The organism is Frigidibacter oleivorans, assembly GCF_003993775.1.
Taxonomy (GTDB): Bacteria; Pseudomonadota; Alphaproteobacteria; order Rhodobacterales; family Rhodobacteraceae; genus Frigidibacter; species Frigidibacter oleivorans.
The window spans coordinates 1-17,072 of record NZ_RJRZ01000018.1; the positions used below are offsets into that span (position 1 = coordinate 1).

The following is a 17,072-nucleotide window of genomic DNA, read 5'->3' on the forward strand; positions in this document are numbered from 1 at the left end:
CCGGTCGTCGCGTTGCCCGGGAGCTGACAGCGCTGATCGAGCGTCGTGGAAAGCCCGGCGTCATCGTCAGCGACAACGGCACCGAGTTCACCTCGAACGCGATCCTGGAATGGGCAGAGAAGATGCAGGTGAAGTGGCACTATATCGCGCCGGGAAAGCCCATGCAGAACGGCAATTGCGAGGCGTTCAACGGAAGGATGCGTGACGAGTTGCTGAACGAGACCCTGTTCTTCGGCATCGACCATGCACGGGAGGCCGTGGCCCGCTGGACCCACATCTACAACACCGAGCGGCCCCATTCGGCCCTCGGCTATCAGGCACCGACGGTCTTCGCCGCCCAACTCACCGCAATGGGCGAACAGCTTCGCGCAAATGAACCGCTGCGCAGATCGCCCATTGCTCCGTCGGCGCAACCGCGCCAAATTCAACCGCCGACTCTGGTCTCAGCTGGATGAGCATCGGGGGTCACAGCACTGTCGGTACTTCTTCCTGATGCGTTCGCGGTGGTGGGTCTCCATCGCGAAGATCAGGTCAGCGCTGGCAACAAGCTCTTTGGTCAGCGGACGCGGGGAATCCGGGTCCGTGCCCGCCGACAGGACCTCGATGCCGGGGTAATCCCGGAACACGTCCTCGGCGGTCGGGCTTCGCAGCTTGTTGGCGGTGCAGACGAACAGGACTTTCATCCTCACAGATTAGCAGAACCGGTTGAGGTGGGAGTGCCGATAATCAGGGTGCAAGCAAACGGCGCGTCTGGTCATCCAGACGCCGGTCTGTGGCCGGAATGATGCCGGTCTCGATCTCGGCGAAGGGCTTTCTCGACCGGGCGGCGACGAACGGGAAGCCCGGGTGGTCGCGCCGTCCTGAGACGCCCATCATCGAGCCGCTGAGGCGGGTCACGGGGAGCGGCCCGCCCAACTGGTCGAACCAGCTGTTGACGACGAAGAGCTTCACGCGCTCGGCGTTCATGCCGAGCGCGAACAGGACGATATTTGCGGCGGTGAACAGGACCGCGCCCTCGTCAATCTCGTGGATGCGCGCGCCGTGGAATTCCTCGTCGATATAGTCCTGTTCCTCGCGAAAGCGGGTGAAGCCGTCCCGGGTAGTGAACAGGAGCCGGGAGACGAGCACCCTGTCGCGCCGGTCCGGGGTGGTCCAGGCGGGCCTGTACAGCTCGAAGGCCCCGTCGAGCTTGCGCAGGTCCTTGGCGAACGGCTGCGCGAGCCGCGCACCGTGTTCGGCAGCATAGGCGAGCAGGCCCGGCGGGAAGTGCCCGCCGGGGCGATAGAGGTCCGTGGGGAACGCGGACGAGCGCTCCAGGAATTCGTAGACGATCCGCTTCTTGTGAGGCTGGGCGTTGGTCACGCGCGGCAGGCCTTCGTCCTGCCAGCGGACCAGCGTGGACTCCGCGACGATGGTGCGCCGCTCCTTGTGCTTGCGGCCCCGGCGCGCGCGCTCGATGGCGTGGGATCGTTCGTCGCCGTTGATCGCCCCTGCCAGACGCTCCAGTGCGCCCTTCTCGCGGGCGAGCCTGCTCAGCGCTTCAAGAAGCCTGCCGTTGTGCGCGTCGGTTTCCTCCCACGGCATGATGAGCGCTCTGCAAATCTCCGCACCGGGTACGAGATTTGCACGAAATCTGCGGATCAAGAAGTTCCATCTCGTTGCTTTTTCGCGCTGCCGCCGCTCCCGAAATCATCCGCAGGGGCCGCACCGGGCGGTCCGCTGCAGCGGGAGCCGCGCAATGAACAGGGTGCAGAACAATCCAAGGAACGGTGCCCCCCTCGGCAGTCTGCTGCTGGGGGTCTCGTTCTATGCGCTGGCCGCGTACATCCCGGAGCTGACGGGAACGCAGCCGGGCCCTCAGGATCAGGCCTATCTGGACTTCTTCAAGGTCCTGGGTGGCCTTGCGATGCTCGGCGGGGTCGCAGGCTACTACAAGGCATGGCGGCAGGCGCAGAAACGCAAGGAGGCCGAGCAGACTTCCGGAACGTTCGGCGAGTCGCGGTTCGCAACGCTGGAAGACTGCGCGGCAGCGGGACTGCTGGACCCGCAGGGGCTCTATGTCGGGCTCAAGGACGGGCAGCCCCTCTTCTACAATGGCAAGTCCCATCTCCTGACCTGCGCCCCGGCGCGGCAGGGCAAGGGGACCGGGTTCGTGATCCCGAACCTGCTGCACTATCCGGGCTCGGTCGTGGTCACCGATCCGAAGGGCGAGCTGGCCGCCGTCACGGCGGCGCATCGCCGGACGCGCCTCGGACACAAGGTGGTGGTGCTCAATCCCTGGGGCCTGCACGGCCTGCCCCAGGACCGGATCAATCCGCTGGAGAGCGTGATCGCGTTAGCTAACGATCCGCGGCTGCAGAGGGGGCTCTCGGACGAGGTGAAGGCGATTGTCCTCCAGCTCCTGCCCGAGCCGGAGGACACCAAAAACCGGTTCTTCCGGGAGGGCGCGCGAACGATCCTGCGCGCGGTGATGCTGCATCTGGCGCTGCATGCGCCGAAGCGCTGCAGCCTGCCGGAGATGTGGCGGCTGATCGCCGGACCGAAAAGGCTGGAGCGCGCCATCGGTGAGATGCGGCGCTCGGAAGCGCTCGGCGGGGTTCTCGCCGATCTCGGCGACGATCTCGCGGAGCAGATGGATGACAATCCCGAACTGTTCGGAGACTTTCGGACCGGGGCGATACAGGCGCTCGGCATCTACGAGCCGGGCGGATACCTCGCCGATGCGGTCAGCGAGTCGGATGTGTCTTTGGCCGATCTGAAGGGCGGCAGGGTCAGCATCTATCTCGCCTTTCCGCAGGACCGGATCGCAACGCACGGCGCGGTGCTGGGGCTGATCGTCAGCCAGGCGATCAAGGCGGTCGCCCGGTCAGAAGCCAAGGGCAAGGTTCTCTTCCTGCTGGATGAGTTTGCCAACATGGGCAAGCTCGCGGGACTGGCGGAAAGCCTGACGGCCCTGCCCGGTCTCGGCGTGCGGGTCTGGATGTTCGTCCAGGAGCTGGCCGACATAACACGGGTCTACGGACCCAACACTGCGAAGACGGTGCTCTCGCAGGCGGAGGCGATGCAGTTCTTCGGTGTCGGCTCGACCGAGCTGTCGCAGATGCTCTCGAAGGCGCTGGGACAGCGGACCGTCAAGACCCGGAGCTTCAATCTGGGGCGCTTCAGGGACGACGAGATCAGCGAAAGCCTGTCCGAGTCGGGGCAACCGCTGATGCGGCCCGAGGACATCCTGCTGATGGAGAAGCACCAGCAGCTGCTGATGATCGGCGGAATGAGACCGGTTTTGGCGCAGCGGCTTCCGTTCTGGTTCTTCGCGCCCTGGGCGCGGTGGGCCGCGCCTAACCCGGTCGAGGGGGAACACCCGCAGGTCGAACCGGTGGTGAGCTTCGAATACCGCAACAAGGAGGATGGCCATGAGTGAGTTCGAGATCAGGGTGGTCGGCGCGCCGCCGCCGCAGAACCCGGTCGGCCCTGTCCGCCGCGTCGTCCGGAAGATCGGAAAAGCGGCGCAGGCGGTGCTGATGCGCCCGCGCATCGTGATCTGTGCGGGGCTAGCAGGCTTCGTGATGGTCGCGGGGACGCCTCACGTCGGCTGGGACTACGAGTGCCGCCATCCGAAGCGGCACGGGGAGCCGTGCCGGTCCTACTTCTCCTGTGACTACTACGGCGTCCAGGGACGGCGGATTGTCTTCCCAGAGTACGGGGAAACCTGCGGGCTGGTGAAGATGCTGCCGCTCGACTGGCAGGAGATCGCGGGAGGACTTGAGAGATGACCGGATTTCAGCGGCGCGGGACACGAGTTTTGAAGGACGGGCGGACGGCGTTCGTCCGGCTTCAGGTGGACCGGCGGCTCTACGAGTTCGCGAAAGCCTGGGCCGCGTTCCATGCGGAAGCCGATCCAGCCGGGACGGCTGAGGAACACCTCGAAGGTTATCTGGAAGCGACGCTCCGGGAGCACATGGTGAAAACCGGCTGGTCTCCTCCAGCGGAGATCAAAGCCCTGTTTCCAGCAGGGTTACTACCCGGAAACCCCCAGAATTCCTTGGATGACGGGATTCCGTTCTAGGACGAAAAGTTGCAACCGCACAACATGCAGTGGCATAATATAAGTAGTGCCCCGCCATGTTGTCCGTCAGTAAGGAGACGGGCCATGAATGACCAGCCCCCAACCCTCGGTGGCTCTCTTGTCGCCTCGTTCGACACTGCAGCAAAACCGATCATCACCGTCGATGTTCAGAAGTATCAGGCTTATCTCGATGATCCTGAGCTGAGCGACGCGCAGAAAGAAGAGTTCCTGCAGGCGCTCTGGTCCATCGTGGTGGCGTTCGTCGAACTCGGGTTCGGCGTCCACCCGCTGCAAGAAGTCTGTGGGCAAAATGACGATGAGGTCTTTACGAGCGCAAAAGAGGCGTTCGATCAGGTAGAATCGGACCCATCGGATAAACTCGAAAGGTGATGATCCAGCCGCCAGCGCGGCTCGGAGGTAACAATGAATCGATACGAAGAACAGCAAGGGGAAATCAGCAAGGCCGTCATCTACTGCCGCATGTCCAGCACGAAGCAGACGGTGCGCGGCGACGGCCTTGGCTCCCAGGAAACCCGCTGCCGGGAGTTCGCGAAGTACCGGGGCTATGAGGTCGTCGAGGTTTTCCGCGACGACAGCTCGGGGAGCCTGACGACGCGGCCCGGCATGCAGGCGATGCTCGCCTTCCTCAAGGCGCGGCGCAAAGAGCCTCATGCTGTCATCATTGATGACATCAGCCGCCTCGCGCGCGGCCTGATGGCGCATTTCGAGCTGCGGATGAAGATCGGCAATGCAGGCGGCGTGCTAGTCAGCCCGTCAATCGAGTTCGGGGAAAGCTCAGACTCGCAGCTGGTCGAGAACCTGCTGGCCTCCGTCTCGCAGCACCAGCGCCAGAAGAACGGTGAGCAGACGATCAACCGCATGCGGGCGCGGATGCAGAACGGCTACTGGGTCTTTCAGGCCCCGGTCGGCTACCGCTACGAGCGCGCGGGCGGCGGACAGGGCAAGGTCCTGGTCCGGGACGAACCCAACGCCTCGATCCTGCAGGAAGCGCTGGAAGGCTATGCCTCCGGGCGCTTCGCAGCGCAGGTGGAGGTCAAGCGCTTCCTTGAGCGCCAGCCGAGCTTCCCCAAGGATTTGCCGAACGGCGAGATTCGCAACCAGCGCATTTTCGATCTGCTGACGCGGGTGATCTATGCGGGGTACGCCCAACTGGGGCGTCAGCCTGCGCAAGGGGCACCACGAGGCGCTGATCAGCTTCGAGACCTTCGAGAAGATTCAGGCCCGGCTGAAAAGCACCGCCAAGGCTCCGGCGCGCAAGGATATCAGCGCGGACTTTCCGCTGCGCGGCTTCATCCTGTGCAATGATTGCGGCAAGCCGCTGAGCGCCTGCTGGTCGCAGGGCAAAAGCCAGAAGTACCCCTACTACCTCTGCCCGACCAAGGGCTGCGCAAGCTATCGCAAGTCGATTGCGCGCGACAGGCTGGAAGGCGAGTTTGAGGAGCTTCTGCAACACCTGCAGCCGTCCGACAATCTGTTCGGGCTGGTGAAGGCGATGTTCAGGGACGCATGGGATATGCGCCTCGCACAGGCTGCGGCATCAGCCAAGACCCTGCGGGCTGGCATCGTCCAGCTCGACAAGCAGATCGAATCCCTGCTCGACCGCATCGTCGAATCTGGGAATGCGAGCGTGATCTCGGCCTACGAAAGGCGGATCGCGAAGCTGGAGCGGGAGAAGGTTCTTGCCAACGAAAGGCTGGCCTCAAACGGCAAGCCGAGACTGACCCTGGAGGAGTCGCTCGAACACGCCCTCCGGTTCCTCTCAAGCCCTTGGAATCTCTGGAACAACTCTGATCTGGTGGCCCGCAAAACGGTCCTCAGACTGGCATTCCTTGAGCCTCTGGCTTACTGCCGAAATCAGGTACTTCGAACACCTAATTTAGCCTTCCCATTCAAGGCTTTAGGTGAGTTCTGCGGTGGAAAATGTGAGATGGCGCACCCGACAGGATTCGAACCTGTGACCTCTGCCTTCGGAGGGCAGCACTCTATCCAGCTGAGCTACGGGTGCCTGCGGCGTCTATAGCGGCCGGACGGGGGGCGTGCAAGCGGCAAGGAACCGGATCGGGGGCGCGGGGTTGGCCCGGCGGCGCGGTCGGTGGCGGCGGCGCCCGCACCGGCAGGGATGAGGGACATGCAGCTACTGCTCGAACGCGGAGTGACGGGCGTGCTGGCGCTGGCGACGGCGCTGGCGCTGGTGCCGCTGCCGCATGGCGCGCTGCGGGTGCTGGATTTCCCGCGGCTGCAGATCATCGTGCTGGCGGCGCTGACCGGAGTCTGGGCCGCGACGCTCTACGACATTCCGGCGCTGGTGGTGCTGGCGGCGGTCGGTCTGGTGCAGGCGGGGCATGTGGCCCTGTTCACACCGCTCTGGCGGCGGCAGTCGCAGGCGCCGCGGCATCCCGATCCGGCGCGGCAGGTCAGCCTGCTGGCCGCGAACGTGAAGCTGTCGAACCGGGCCTTCGACCGCTGCATCGCGATGGTCCGGCGCGAGGCGCCCGACCTGTTCATGGCGATCGAGATCGACGCGGACTGGCTCGCGGCGCTGGACGATGCGCTGGCGGCGGACTGGCCGCACCGGGTCGCCCACCCGCTCGACAACGGCTATGGCATCGCGCTGTTCTCGCGCCTGCCCTTCGAGGAGGCGGAGGTGCGGGAACGGCTGGTCCGCGACGTGCCCTCGATCCGGGCGGTGCTGCGGCTGGACGGCGCGGGCGAGGACGGGCGGTTCCGCCTGCATGTCGTCCATCCCGAACCGCCGATCCCGCAGCAGGACAGCAAGGGCCGCGATGCCGAACTGGGGCTGGTCGGGCTGGAGGTGGCCGAAGACCCCCTGCCCTCGCTGGTGGCGGGCGATCTGAACGACGTGGCCTGGTCGCATACCACGCGGCGGTTCCAGCGGCTGTCAGGCCTGCAGGACCCGCGGGTCGGGCGCGGCTTCTACAACACCTTCGACGCGCGCTACCGGCTGTTGCGCTGGCCGCTGGACCACCTGTTCCACGATCCGCGCTTTCGCCTGGTCGAGATGCGGCGGCTGGAGGATATCGGCTCCGACCATTTCCCGATGCTGTTCCGCCTGCAGCTGGAACCCCTGCCCCGGGGCGAGGAACCCGCCCCGCCCGAACCCGGCGAACGGGCCGAGGTGCGCGAGATGGCGGCCGAGGAACGGGCGCAGGACCGCGACCCGATCGGCGGGGACTGGGAGAAGGGCGTCACCGGGTCCTGAGCGACCCGGCCGGCCTCAGCCGAAGCGGGACCTCAGCCGAAGAGGTCGTGGCACAGTTCCAGCGCCTCCACCAGCGCGTCCACCTCGGCCCGGGTGTTGTAGAGGCCAAAGCTCGCCCGGCAGGTCGCCGTCACCCCCAGATGCGCCAGCAGCGGCATGGCGCAATGCGTACCGGCCCGCACCGCCACGCCCTTCTGGTCGAGCACGGTCGAGATGTCATGCGCATGGGCCGCGCCGTCCAGCGTGAAGGAGAAGATCGCCCCCTTGCCGGGCGCATGGCCCTGCACGTTCAGCCAGTTCAGGCCCCGGAACCGTTCGATGGCATAGTCGCGCAGGCCCGCCTCATGCGCGGCCACCCGGTCCATGCCGAGGTTCATCAGCCAGTCGAGCGCCACGCCCATGCCGATCTGCTGGACGATGCCGGGGGTGCCCGCCTCGAACTTCATCGGCGGATCGGCATAGCTGACGGTGTCGCGGGTCACCTCGCGGATCATGTCGCCGCCGCCGAGGAAGGGCCGCATCTCGACCATGCGGTCGCGGCGGATGTAGATCGCGCCCGATCCGCTCGGCCCATACAGCTTGTGGCCGGTGATCGCGTAGAAATCGCAGCCGATGGCCTGCAGGTCCACCGGTCCGTGCACCGCCGCCTGCGACCCGTCCACCAGCACCGGCACGCCCCGCGCCCGGGCGGCGGCGCAGATCGCGGCCACGTCCACCCGCGTGCCCAGCACGTTCGACATGTGGGTGACGGCGATCAGCCGCGTGCGCGGGCCGATGGCGTCGATCACCTTCTGCGGATCCAGGCTGCCGTCCGGCTCCACCTCGACCCATTTCAGCACCGCGCCCTGCCGTTCGCGCAGGAAATGCCAGGGCACGATATTGGCGTGATGCTCCATGACCGACAGCACGATCTCGTCGCCGGGCTGGAAGCGCGGGGCCGCCCAGCCATAGGAGATAAGGTTGATGGCCTCGGTCGTGCCGGTGGTGAAGACGATCTCGTCTTCCGAGGGCGCGTTCAGGAAGCGCGCGACCTTGCCGCGCACCGCCTCGTATTTCTCGGTGGCGATGGTGGACAGCGTGTGCAGGCCCCGGTGCACATTGGCATATTCCAGCGAATAAGCCTCGGTCATCGCGTCGATCACCGCACGTGGCTTCTGCGCCGAGGCGCCGTTGTCGAGATAGACGAGCGGCCGCCCGTTCACCTGCCGCGACAGGATCGGGAATTCGGCACGGATCGCGTCGACATCGTAGGACATTGGCTAGACTCCCATGTCGGCCGGCGTCAGCCCCACCGCCCCGGCCAGGATCAACAGCAGGAAGCCGGCGACGAAGAAACCGCCGAGCAGCGCGAGAAAGACCTTCGGCGCGCTCTGGAATCCGTGCAGTTCGGCGGTGAACTGGGTCAGCAGCCAGAAGAACAGCACGATCCCGGCAAAGCCGATCAGGAAGGAGGAGAAGGGGAAGAGCAGCGTCACCAGGATCTGCACCGCCTGCAGGATCACCAGCACGAATTCCGCCCATGTCACCAGCAGCAGCGCATCGGGAAACCCGCCCTGCCCGCCCGCCATCGCGCCGATGCGGGCGATCCCGGCGGCGAGGATCAGGATCGTTGCCCCCTGCACCGCCGCCGCCGCCAGCGGGCTGACCAGCGCGCCGCCGAATTCGCCCTCGGTCGGCACCGCCAGCGCCATCAGCGCGATCTGGGTCATCAGCACCGACAGCGCCACCGTGGCGGCCATGGCCAGCCAGCGCGCCTCCATCGGCAGGTCGAGGGCGATCAGCCGCCGGGCCGTGGGCCGCGGATCGCTGACCGAGTCGCGGGCCAGCGACAACAGCGAGCCCAGGTCGAGACGCATCATTTCCTCTCGAATTCCGCCGCCCAGAGGCCGGCCCCCCAGATCATCAGGAACGCGGCTAGCACCGCCAGCCCGACCACGGTCTGCGCCGGTCCCGGCCCGATGAAGCCCGCGACCAGCCCCTGCAGCAACATCGCCGGGCTGACCGCCAGCAGCGCCCAGAACAGCGCCATCCGCGCGCCGAAGAAGCTGCCCCGCCCGCCGGCGGCCCGCGCCGCCAGATGCGCCACCGCAGCGAGCGCATAGAAGAACAAGGGCGCGAGGAAGACAATGGCCAGCAGCGCGCCCGATAGTCGCGCCTCGAACGGCACCTCGGGCGCGAAGAAGGCCTCGCGCGACAGCCTTGGCCATTGCGCGACGAAGATCACGCCCATGGCCAGCATCAGGTAGCCGAGCGCGCGATCCTCGCGCACCCCCGCCGCCAGATGCCGGCGCATGACGGCGCGCGGGCGCCGCCAGCTGGCCAGGATATCGGTGGTGACGGGCATCAGCCGTGACGCGCCAGCCAGGCTTCCAGCCGGCGGGTGATCTCGCCCGCCAGCTCCTCGTCCTCGATCTCGGCGATGGCGTCGCCGAGGAAGGACAGGGTCAGCAGCACCTGCGCCTCGGCCAGCGGCACCCCGCGCGAGCGCAGGTAGAACAGCGCCGTCTCGTCGATCGCGCCCGAGGTGGACCCGTGCGAGCATTTCACGTCATCGGCATAGATTTCCAGTTCCGGCTTGGACAGGAACTGGCTGTCCTCGTCCAGCAGCAGCGACTGGCTGATCTGATAGCCGTCGGTCTTCTGCGCCACCTGCTTCACGAGGATCTTGCCCTGGAAGACGCCGACCGCGCCGTTCTTCAGCACCTTCTTGAACACCTGACGGCTTTCGCAGCCGGGCGCCGCATGGGTGATGAAGACGGTGTCGTCGTGATGCCCGGGAACCGTCGCCCCGTCCAGCACCGTGGCCCCGGCCAGATGCGCCGACCCGCCCGCGCCCGCCAGCTCGACCACGTATTCGTTGCGCGTCAGCCGGCCGTTCGCGGTCAGGGTGAAGGACTTGAACAGCGCCCCCGCACCGACCCGGGCGAAGACATGGGTGTTCATCCGCCGGTCGGGGTCGCGCCCCTGGGTGCGGATATGGTGGAAGCGGGCGCCATCGGCGACCTCGACCTCCATCACCGTGTTCAGCCGCGCGGCGGCGGGACCGTTTTCCAGCACCGTCAGTTCCGCGCCTTCCTCCAGCCGGATCAGGTGGTGCAGCATCGCATCGGCCTGCCCGTCGCGGTGGATATAGACCAGCGAGACCGGCTTGGCCGCCTTGCCCGTCACCCGGATCAGCAGCCCGTCCTGCGCGACCGCGGTGTTCAGCGCAGCGAAGGGACGCGCCACCGGCACCTGCCCCGCCGCCTCGAGCCGGCCAAAGGCGGGCGCGGCCCAGCCATGCGCCGGGTGGATGTCGGCCGCGGCGACCTCGGCCAGCCGCGCGATCTCGATCCCGGCCATGTCCAGCGGGTCGGATTGCGCCGCGTCGAAGACGCCGTCGACGAAGACCAGCCGCAGCCGGTCGATGCTGCCGAAGATCGGCACGTCGACCGCGGGCCAAGGCTCCACCGCCGCCGGTCCCGCGGCGTTCAGGTCAGCCGGATCGGTGTAGCGCCAGTATTCGTCGCGCCGGTGCGGCAGCCCCATCGCCCGCAGCCGGTCCAGTGCCGCGCCGCGCGCCGCCGCGAAGGCCCCGCCCTGCGGCAGGTCCAGCGCCGCGAGCCGCGCCGCCGTCGCCTCGGCCCGATGGGCGGCGAACCGGTCGGCCTGCGCCCTGCTCTGCGCCATCACGCCACCTCCGACAGGATGCCGGCATAGCCGTTCTTCTCGACCTCCAGCGCCAGTTCCGGGCCGCCGGTCTTGACGATGCGGCCATCGGCCATGATGTGCACCACGTCCGGCTTGATATGGTCCAGCAGCCGCTGGTAGTGCGTGATCACGAGAAAGCCGCGATCCGGCGAGCGCAGCGCGTTCACCCCGTCCGCCACCAGCCGCATCGCATCGACGTCCAGCCCCGAATCCGTCTCGTCGAGGATGCACATCGTCGGTTCCAGCATCGCCATCTGCAGGATCTCGTTGCGCTTCTTCTCGCCACCCGAAAAGCCCACGTTCACCGGACGCTTCAGCATCTCGGCGTCGATGTTCAGGGTCCGGGCCTTTTCGCGCACCAGTTTCAGGAATTCGGCGCTGCCGATCTCTTCCTCGCCGCGCGCCTTGCGCTGCGCGTTCACAGCGGTGCGCAGGAAGGTCATGTTGCCGACGCCGGGGATTTCCACCGGATACTGGAAGGCCAGGAACAGGCCGGCCGCCGCGCGCTCCTCGGGCTCCATCTCCAGCAGTTCGGCACCGTCGAGCGTCGCCGAGCCCTCCGTCACCTCATAGCCGTCGCGGCCCGACAGCACATAGGACAGCGTCGACTTGCCCGACCCGTTCGGCCCCATGATCGCGTGCACCTTGCCGGCTTCGACCGTCAGGTCGACGCCTTTCAGGATCACCTTGTCGTCTTCCTCGAGCTTCACGTGCAGGTTCTGGATTTCCAGCATCTCGTCCTCTTTCGCATCTTCGGCCCGCCGCAGGCATCGCCGCCGCGGGCATCGTCCTCGGGTCCGGTCGCGCGGCCCTGGGGGCCGCCGCCGGTCAACTCGTCATCGCCGCATCGGCGGGCTGGCCCTGCCCCGGCTCCGCCGCATCGGCGCGGAACCGGGCGGGCAGCGCATCGACATAGGCGGCAGGCAGGTCCGGCACCGCCGCCCCGCGCGCCACCAGCGCATCGAGGCAGTGCAGCGTCAGGCTGTGGCTGTCCCAGACCGCGGACGCCAGCAGCGCCAGCATCGCCACCTGCCGGTCCGACCAGTCGCCCATGCCCGCCGGGTCGCGGATATAGACCACGTCGCCGTCCACCGCCTGATCCTGCACCCGCCGCTTGCGCAGCCGCGCCATCTGCGAATTGGGCAGCGCCCGCATCTTCACCGGCAGGAGGCGGTGCAGGGTAAAGCCCTGATCCCGCAGCTCGGCATCGGTGGCCGCCAGCATCGGTTCGCCGTCGTAAAGCCGGTAGTAGCGCTGCTCGACGATCACCGCGACCGCCTGCGCCAGAACCTGCCGCCCGCCGCGGAATACGCCCAGCTCCCCGCCCTGGATGTCGATCTTCAGCAGGTCGATCCGGCCCAGCCCCTCGGCCGCGTCCAGCGCCACCGTCTGCATCGGCACCCGCGCCTTTACCGCCGACCAGCCGGGCACGCCCAGATAGGCCATGCCGGGGCGGTGCGGCTCGAAGACAGAGGTCAAGCCCGACGAGCGGTAGATGCGCAGGTCCACCGGCCCGCCTTCGCCCACGGCATGCGGCAGGTAGGTTTCCAGCGGCCCCTTGCTGCGGTCGAGTTCGGCAAAGGCATCCGGCTGCGGCTCGAACCCCACGACCTCGCAGCCGCCCATGGCCAGCAGCCCGGCATAGGGCGGCTCGTTGATCGGGTTCGCGCCGACATCGGCCACGCGCGGCAGGCCGAGGCCCGCCAGCCGGTCGAGCAGCAGCCGCACCGCGCCCGCCGCCTCCATCAGCCGACGCTCCCCTCGAGGCTGATCGCGACCAGTTGCTGCGCCTCCATGGCGAATTCCATCGGCAGCGCCTGCAGAACCTCGCGGCAGAAGCCGTTGACGACCAGCGCCACCGCCTCTTCCTCGTCCATGCCGCGCTGGCGGCAGTAGAACAGCTGGTCGTCATCGACCTTCGAGGTGGTGGCCTCGTGCTCCACCCGGCTCGAGGTGTTCTTGACCTCGATATAGGGAACGGTATGCGCGCCACATTTGTCGCCGATCAGCAGGCTGTCACATTGCGTGTAGTTGCGGCTGTCGGTGGCCTTCGGGTGCATGCTGACCAGCCCGCGATAGGTGTTCTGCGCCTGACCGGCCGAGATACCCTTCGACACGATCCGGCTGCGGGTGTTCTTGCCCAGATGGACCATCTTGGTGCCGGTATCGGCCTGCTGGAAGTTGTTGGCAATGGCGATGGAATAGAACTCGCCCTGGCTCTCGTCGCCGCGCAGGATGCAGGACGGGTATTTCCAGGTGATGGCCGAGCCGGTTTCCACCTGCGTCCACATCACCTTGGCCCGCGCCTCGCGGCAGTCGGCACGCTTGGTGACGAAGTTGTAGATGCCGCCGCGGCCTTCCTCGTCGCCCGGATACCAGTTCTGGACGGTCGAGTATTTCACCTCGGCATCCTCCAGCACCACGATCTCCACCACCGCCGCGTGCAGCTGGTGGGTATCGCGCTTGGGCGCGGTGCAGCCTTCGAGATAGCTCACATAGCTGCCCTTGTCGGCGATGATCAGCGTGCGCTCGAACTGGCCGGTGTTTTCCGCATTGATGCGGAAATAGGTGGACAGCTCCATCGGGCAGCGCACCCCCGGCGGGATGTAGACGAAGCTGCCGTCCGAGAAGACCGCCGAATTCAGCGTGGCGAAGAAGTTGTCCGACTGCGGCACGACCGAACCGAGGTATTTCTTCACCAGGTCGGGATGTTCGCGGATCGCTTCCGAGATCGAGCAGAAGATCACCCCGGCCTTGGCCAGTTCGGCCTTGAACGTGGTTCCGACCGAGACGCTGTCGAAGACCGCGTCCACCGCCACGCGCCGACCTTCGGTTTCCGCCGCCGCCATGTCGCGCCCGGGCGAGGGCGCCGCGCCCTCCACCCCGGCGAGGATCATCTGCTCCTTCAGCGGGATGCCCAGCTTCTGGTAGGTTTCCAGCAGCTTCGGGTCCACCTCGTCGAGGCTTTTCGGCTTCACCGCCATGCTCTTCGGCTTGGCGTAGTAATATTGGTCCTGATAGTCGATCTCGGGGTAATGCAGCATCGCCCAGCGGGGCTCTTCCATGCCCTGCCAGCGGCGGAACGCCTCCAGCCGCCAGTCGGTCATCCAGCCCGGCTCGCCGTTCTTTTCCGAGATCAGGCGCACGATGTCCTCGGACAGGCCCTTGGGGGCATAGTCCATCTCGATCTCGGTTTCCCAGCCGTACTTGTAGCTGCCCATGTTGCGCACGGTCTCGATCGTTTCGCGATCGACGCCCTCGCGCACCTCCAGTTCAGCTTCTGTCGTGGGTGCCATGATCTTTCCGTCCATCATTTCATTGCCTTCCGGCCAGTTCTTCATGCCCGGCACGCGCCCCGTGCCGCGCCCTTGCCCGGCCCCAGGCTGCCGCAAAGCGTTCCACTTCGGCACGCCCGATGCCCGGACCGATCGAAACCCGGATCGCACTGGCCGCGGCCAGCGGATCGAAGCCCATGGCGGCCAGCGTCCGCGACGGACGCACCTTGCCGCTGGAACAGGCGGACCCGGCCGAAACCGCGAAACCCGCAAGGTCCATCTGCATCACCTGCGTCTCGCCCTTCCAGCCGGGCGCGATCAGGGTCACGGTGTTCGGCAGCCGAGGCGCGGTCCTTGCCGCAAATGTAACATCCGGGGCGCAGGCTTCCAGCGCCTTTTCTAGAATATTTCTAACTTCCGCAACCTCGTCCCACAGGCCGGCGGCAAGATCGCGCTGCGCCGCCTCGGCCGCCGCCGCGAAGCCCGCGATGCCGATCAGGTTTTCCGTTCCGGCGCGGCGGCCCATCTCCTGCCCGCCGCCGCGGATCTGCGCCGCGATCTCCGTCCCCGGCCGCAGCACCAGCGCCCCCACGCCCTTGGGCCCGCCCAGCTTGTGCGCCGAAACGAAACCGGCCGCGATCCCCGACCAGTCGAAGGCGAAGGGGATCTTGCCGAAGCCCTGCGTCAGGTCGCTGACCGCCAGCCCCTCGGGCAGGTCCTGAACCGCGCCTGTCTCGCTGTTGGCCAGTTGCAGCGTGCTGCGGCCCGGGTCCGCCACCGTCACCCGCCCGTCGGCATCCACGGGCAGCACCGGGTCGGTCCAGGCCAGCACCGCCTCGTGCTCGACCTCTGCCGATAGCAGGTCGCGCCCCGCGCAGGCCAGCGCCGCGGCCTCGGTCGCGCCAGAGGTGAAGACGATATCGGCAGCCTCGGCCCCGAGTGCCGTGGCGATCTGCCCGCGCGCGCGTTCGACCAGCGCCTTCGCCGCCCGCCCCTCGGCATGAACCGACGAGGGGTTGCCGACCAGATCGCAGGCCGCGGCCATTGCCGCCCGCGCCTCGGGGCGCAGCGGTGCGGTCGCGTTCCAGTCGAGATAGACCCTGTCGGTCACGACCGTCGTCACTCCTTCGGGCAGGCGCCCCTATTCGTCCACCACGCGGAACAGCGTCGGCACGGCCGGACAGGGCTTCAGCCCGTTGCCCACCACATCCGACAGCCGGGTCTGGTGCAGGAACACATAGACATTGGCCGACAGGCTTTCCCACAGCCGGTTGGTCATCGACTGCGCCCGGCTGCCCGACAGCCCGCCCGAGGCGCCGGCGCCCGAATGCATCGCGCTGACCGTCTCCTCGACCGCCTCCAGCACCTCGGACACGCGGATCTCTTCGGTCGGGCGCGCCAGACGATAGCCGCCGCCCGGGCCGCGCACCGATTCAACCAGCCCCGCCCGCCGCAGCTTGACGAACAACTGTTCCAGATAGGGCAGCGAAATGTCCTGCCGGCGCGAGATTTCGGACAGCGTCGTCAGCATGCCCGGCCGAGCCGTCGCCAGATCGACCAGCGCGACCATCGCATAGCGCCCCTTCGTCGAAAGCTTCATCACCACCTCCCTCGACCGGCCCGCCTGCCGGCCTCACCCGCATCACCGGCCCGCCACGGGCGTCCGGTCCGTCCTGTCCATACCCCGCCGGCCCGCGCGAGCCAAAGACATTGACGCCGCATGGAAGGCCGCTTAACTCCTGACCGACCGCGGCCTGGCTCTGCCGGACCGTATCTTAGAATTCTTCTAGAGTATCCGAGTCATTCGGTCAAGTATTGACCGGATACGAGGACCAGGCGAGGCCCGATGCCCGAAGTGATATTCCCCGGCCCCGAGGGCCGTCTGGAAGGCCGCTATCATCCCCAGAAGGACCGTGACGCCCCCATCGCCATCGTGCTGCATCCGCATCCGCAGTTCGGCGGCACGATGAACAACCGCGTCGTCTATAACCTGCACTACGCCTTCCACAAGCTGGGCTTCACCGTGCTGCGCTTCAACTTCCGCGGCGTCGGGCGCAGCCAGGGCGAATACGACCAGGGCATCGGCGAACTGTCCGATGCGGCCTCGGCGCTGGACTACCTGCAGGCGATGAACCCCAATTCCAAGCATTGCTGGGTCGCGGGCTTCTCTTTCGGCGCCTGGATCGGGATGCAGCTGCTGATGCGGCGGCCGGAAATCACCGGCTTCATCTCGGTCGCGCCGCCCGCGAACATGTATGACTTCTCGTTCCTCGCCCCCTGCCCCTCCTCCGGGCTGATCATCAACGGCACCGCCGACCGGGTCGCGCCGCCGAAGGACACGGCGTCGCTGGTGGGCAAGCTGCGCGAGCAGAAGGGCATCACCATCACCCATTCGCAGGTCGAGGGCGCGGACCACTTCTTCAAGGACGAGGAAGCGCATATGAAGCCGATGATCGACACGGTCACCGACTATGTCCGCCGCCGTCTGGGCGAAGGCACGAGGTAGCGGATGGCGCTGATCGACGATCTGGCGGACAAGCTGGCGCAGGATGTGCTCGCGGCGCAGCCGGAACTCGACGACGACCGCTTCTACGAAAAGGTCGCCCGCTCGATCGGCGCGCTGTCGCCCACGATGCAGGAGGCATTCATGACCTCGATCCGGCTGCGCCTGGCCGAACTGCGCGGCCGCGCCTTCCTCGAGGCGAGCCTCAAGGCCCGGCGCGAGGGCGGATCGGGTCCCGAGGCCCCGAAGGAACGCCAGGAGCTGGGGGGGCATTGACCCGGCCCGCCCCGACCCCGG

At 67.1% G+C, this 17,072-nt stretch carries 20 protein-coding genes, 1 tRNA gene and 1 pseudogene; 10 read left to right on the forward strand and 12 right to left on the reverse strand.

Annotation, left to right across the window (positions count from 1 at the left end):
- Nucleotides 1-455, forward strand: a 455-nt coding sequence (locus EEY80_RS16980; protein WP_235829890.1) for an integrase core domain-containing protein, incomplete at its 5' end; no start/stop codon positions are given.
- Here EEY80_RS16980 and EEY80_RS16985 read toward each other — a convergent pair.
- Together EEY80_RS16985 and EEY80_RS16990 are read right to left on the reverse strand one after the other, a co-directional pair.
- Nucleotides 444-683 (reverse strand): arsenate reductase/protein-tyrosine-phosphatase family protein, encoded by a 240-nt coding sequence (locus tag EEY80_RS16985; RefSeq protein ID WP_126978571.1) that lies wholly within the window; start codon nucleotides 681-683, stop codon nucleotides 444-446. The genes EEY80_RS16980 and EEY80_RS16985 overlap by 12 nt on opposite strands.
- Nucleotides 684-726: 43 nt before the next feature.
- The gene (locus EEY80_RS16990; RefSeq protein ID WP_164738293.1) at nucleotides 727-1,584 is read right to left on the reverse strand and encodes a hypothetical protein; all 858 of its coding nucleotides are present in this window, start codon (nucleotides 1,582-1,584) and stop codon (nucleotides 727-729) included.
- A 154-nt stretch (nucleotides 1,585-1,738) separates the two neighbouring features.
- On the opposite strand from EEY80_RS16990, the gene EEY80_RS16995 reads away from it, so the two are divergent.
- The 6 genes and pseudogenes from EEY80_RS16995 to EEY80_RS20525 form a co-directional block, all read left to right on the forward strand.
- Nucleotides 1,739-3,421, forward strand: a complete 1,683-nt coding sequence (locus tag EEY80_RS16995; protein WP_164738294.1) for a type IV secretory system conjugative DNA transfer family protein — start codon at nucleotides 1,739-1,741, stop codon at nucleotides 3,419-3,421.
- Nucleotides 3,414-3,773: a hypothetical protein gene (locus EEY80_RS17000; protein WP_126978577.1), complete on the forward strand. Its 360-nt coding sequence runs from the start codon at nucleotides 3,414-3,416 to the stop codon at nucleotides 3,771-3,773. The genes EEY80_RS16995 and EEY80_RS17000 overlap by 8 nt, the downstream gene beginning before the upstream one ends.
- Entirely contained in the window at nucleotides 3,770-4,066 is a 297-nt protein-coding gene (locus tag EEY80_RS17005; protein ID WP_126978579.1) for a hypothetical protein, read from the forward strand. Before EEY80_RS17000 ends, EEY80_RS17005 begins: the two co-directional genes overlap by 4 nt.
- Before the next feature lie 84 nt (nucleotides 4,067-4,150).
- Nucleotides 4,151-4,456, forward strand: a complete 306-nt coding sequence (locus tag EEY80_RS20180; RefSeq protein WP_164738292.1) for a hypothetical protein — start codon at nucleotides 4,151-4,153, stop codon at nucleotides 4,454-4,456.
- A 33-nt stretch (nucleotides 4,457-4,489) separates the two neighbouring features.
- Nucleotides 4,490-5,392: a recombinase family protein gene (locus EEY80_RS17010; RefSeq protein ID WP_235829891.1), complete on the forward strand. Its 903-nt coding sequence runs from the start codon at nucleotides 4,490-4,492 to the stop codon at nucleotides 5,390-5,392.
- Nucleotides 5,393-5,405: 13 nt separating this feature from the next.
- Nucleotides 5,406-5,474, forward strand: a pseudogene (locus tag EEY80_RS20525) (hypothetical protein); the annotation flags it as partial.
- A 541-nt stretch (nucleotides 5,475-6,015) separates the two neighbouring features.
- Here the strand turns inward: EEY80_RS20525 and EEY80_RS17015 are convergent.
- A tRNA-Arg gene (locus tag EEY80_RS17015) sits at nucleotides 6,016-6,092 on the reverse strand.
- Nucleotides 6,093-6,215: 123 nt separating this feature from the next.
- Between EEY80_RS17015 and EEY80_RS17020 the strand changes: the two genes are divergently transcribed.
- Nucleotides 6,216-7,307, forward strand: a complete 1,092-nt coding sequence (locus EEY80_RS17020) for an endonuclease/exonuclease/phosphatase family protein (RefSeq protein ID WP_126978581.1) — start codon at nucleotides 6,216-6,218, stop codon at nucleotides 7,305-7,307.
- A gap of 32 nt (nucleotides 7,308-7,339) precedes the next feature.
- Here EEY80_RS17020 and EEY80_RS17025 read toward each other — a convergent pair whose 3' ends face one another.
- The 9 genes from EEY80_RS17025 to iscR form a co-directional block, all read right to left on the reverse strand.
- Nucleotides 7,340-8,563 carry a cysteine desulfurase gene (locus EEY80_RS17025; protein ID WP_126978583.1) on the reverse strand — a complete coding sequence of 408 codons (1,224 nt, stop codon included), beginning with the start codon at nucleotides 8,561-8,563 and terminating at the stop codon, nucleotides 7,340-7,342.
- 3 nt (nucleotides 8,564-8,566) lie between these two features.
- Nucleotides 8,567-9,166 carry a Yip1 family protein gene (locus EEY80_RS17030; RefSeq protein WP_126978584.1) on the reverse strand — a complete coding sequence of 200 codons (600 nt, stop codon included), beginning with the start codon at nucleotides 9,164-9,166 and terminating at the stop codon, nucleotides 8,567-8,569.
- Nucleotides 9,163-9,651, reverse strand: a complete 489-nt coding sequence (locus tag EEY80_RS17035) for a YIP1 family protein (protein ID WP_126978586.1) — start codon at nucleotides 9,649-9,651, stop codon at nucleotides 9,163-9,165. Before EEY80_RS17035 ends, EEY80_RS17030 begins: the two co-directional genes overlap by 4 nt.
- Nucleotides 9,651-10,976: a SufB/SufD family protein gene (locus tag EEY80_RS17040; protein ID WP_126978588.1), complete on the reverse strand. Its 1,326-nt coding sequence runs from the start codon at nucleotides 10,974-10,976 to the stop codon at nucleotides 9,651-9,653. Before EEY80_RS17040 ends, EEY80_RS17035 begins: the two co-directional genes overlap by 1 nt.
- A complete protein-coding gene (gene sufC, locus EEY80_RS17045) occupies nucleotides 10,976-11,731 on the reverse strand; it encodes a Fe-S cluster assembly ATPase SufC (protein WP_126978589.1) in 756 nt (251 codons plus the stop codon). Before sufC ends, EEY80_RS17040 begins: the two co-directional genes overlap by 1 nt.
- 94 nt (nucleotides 11,732-11,825) lie before the next feature.
- Nucleotides 11,826-12,743: an FkbM family methyltransferase gene (locus EEY80_RS17050; RefSeq protein ID WP_126978591.1), complete on the reverse strand. Its 918-nt coding sequence runs from the start codon at nucleotides 12,741-12,743 to the stop codon at nucleotides 11,826-11,828.
- Entirely contained in the window at nucleotides 12,743-14,293 is a 1,551-nt protein-coding gene (sufB, locus tag EEY80_RS17055) for a Fe-S cluster assembly protein SufB (protein ID WP_126978593.1), read from the reverse strand. Before sufB ends, EEY80_RS17050 begins: the two co-directional genes overlap by 1 nt.
- Nucleotides 14,294-14,312: 19 nt before the next feature.
- The gene (locus tag EEY80_RS17060; protein ID WP_126978595.1) at nucleotides 14,313-15,383 is read right to left on the reverse strand and encodes a cysteine desulfurase family protein; all 1,071 of its coding nucleotides are present in this window, start codon (nucleotides 15,381-15,383) and stop codon (nucleotides 14,313-14,315) included.
- 30 nt (nucleotides 15,384-15,413) lie between these two features.
- Nucleotides 15,414-15,872, reverse strand: a complete 459-nt coding sequence (gene iscR / locus EEY80_RS17065) for a Fe-S cluster assembly transcriptional regulator IscR (RefSeq protein ID WP_126978596.1) — start codon at nucleotides 15,870-15,872, stop codon at nucleotides 15,414-15,416.
- Nucleotides 15,873-16,118: 246 nt separating this feature from the next.
- On the opposite strand from iscR, the gene EEY80_RS17070 reads away from it, so the two are divergent.
- Both EEY80_RS17070 and EEY80_RS17075 read left to right on the forward strand, forming a co-directional pair.
- Nucleotides 16,119-16,778 (forward strand): alpha/beta hydrolase, encoded by a 660-nt coding sequence (locus EEY80_RS17070; protein ID WP_126978598.1) that lies wholly within the window; start codon nucleotides 16,119-16,121, stop codon nucleotides 16,776-16,778.
- A gap of 3 nt (nucleotides 16,779-16,781) precedes the next feature.
- On the forward strand, nucleotides 16,782-17,051 hold the full coding sequence (locus EEY80_RS17075) for a hypothetical protein (RefSeq protein ID WP_126978600.1): 270 nt from the start codon (nucleotides 16,782-16,784) through the stop codon (nucleotides 17,049-17,051).
- Nucleotides 17,052-17,072 lie beyond the last annotated feature (21 nt).

Bases quoted from the DNA above. Each gene is read 5' to 3' on its own strand.
- EEY80_RS16985 (WP_126978571.1), bottom strand. From the start codon at position 683: ATGAAAGTCCTGTTCGTCTGCACCGCCAACAAGCTGCGAAGCCCGACC.
- EEY80_RS16990 (WP_164738293.1), bottom strand. From the start codon at position 1,584: ATGCCGTGGGAGGAAACCGACGCGCACAACGGCAGGCTTCTTGAAGCG.
- EEY80_RS16995 (WP_164738294.1), top strand. From the start codon at position 1,739: ATGAACAGGGTGCAGAACAATCCAAGGAACGGTGCCCCCCTCGGCAGT.
- EEY80_RS17000 (WP_126978577.1), top strand. From the start codon at position 3,414: ATGAGTGAGTTCGAGATCAGGGTGGTCGGCGCGCCGCCGCCGCAGAAC.
- EEY80_RS17005 (WP_126978579.1), top strand. From the start codon at position 3,770: ATGACCGGATTTCAGCGGCGCGGGACACGAGTTTTGAAGGACGGGCGG.
- EEY80_RS20180 (WP_164738292.1), top strand. From the start codon at position 4,151: ATGAATGACCAGCCCCCAACCCTCGGTGGCTCTCTTGTCGCCTCGTTC.
- EEY80_RS17010 (WP_235829891.1), top strand. From the start codon at position 4,490: ATGAATCGATACGAAGAACAGCAAGGGGAAATCAGCAAGGCCGTCATC.
- EEY80_RS17020 (WP_126978581.1), top strand. From the start codon at position 6,216: ATGCAGCTACTGCTCGAACGCGGAGTGACGGGCGTGCTGGCGCTGGCG.
- EEY80_RS17025 (WP_126978583.1), bottom strand. From the start codon at position 8,563: ATGTCCTACGATGTCGACGCGATCCGTGCCGAATTCCCGATCCTGTCG.
- EEY80_RS17030 (WP_126978584.1), bottom strand. From the start codon at position 9,166: ATGATGCGTCTCGACCTGGGCTCGCTGTTGTCGCTGGCCCGCGACTCG.
- EEY80_RS17035 (WP_126978586.1), bottom strand. From the start codon at position 9,651: ATGCCCGTCACCACCGATATCCTGGCCAGCTGGCGGCGCCCGCGCGCC.
- EEY80_RS17040 (WP_126978588.1), bottom strand. From the start codon at position 10,976: ATGGCGCAGAGCAGGGCGCAGGCCGACCGGTTCGCCGCCCATCGGGCC.
- sufC (WP_126978589.1), bottom strand. From the start codon at position 11,731: ATGCTGGAAATCCAGAACCTGCACGTGAAGCTCGAGGAAGACGACAAG.
- EEY80_RS17050 (WP_126978591.1), bottom strand. From the start codon at position 12,743: ATGGAGGCGGCGGGCGCGGTGCGGCTGCTGCTCGACCGGCTGGCGGGC.
- sufB (WP_126978593.1), bottom strand. From the start codon at position 14,293: ATGGCACCCACGACAGAAGCTGAACTGGAGGTGCGCGAGGGCGTCGAT.
- iscR (WP_126978596.1), bottom strand. From the start codon at position 15,872: ATGAAGCTTTCGACGAAGGGGCGCTATGCGATGGTCGCGCTGGTCGAT.
- EEY80_RS17070 (WP_126978598.1), top strand. From the start codon at position 16,119: ATGCCCGAAGTGATATTCCCCGGCCCCGAGGGCCGTCTGGAAGGCCGC.
- EEY80_RS17075 (WP_126978600.1), top strand. From the start codon at position 16,782: ATGGCGCTGATCGACGATCTGGCGGACAAGCTGGCGCAGGATGTGCTC.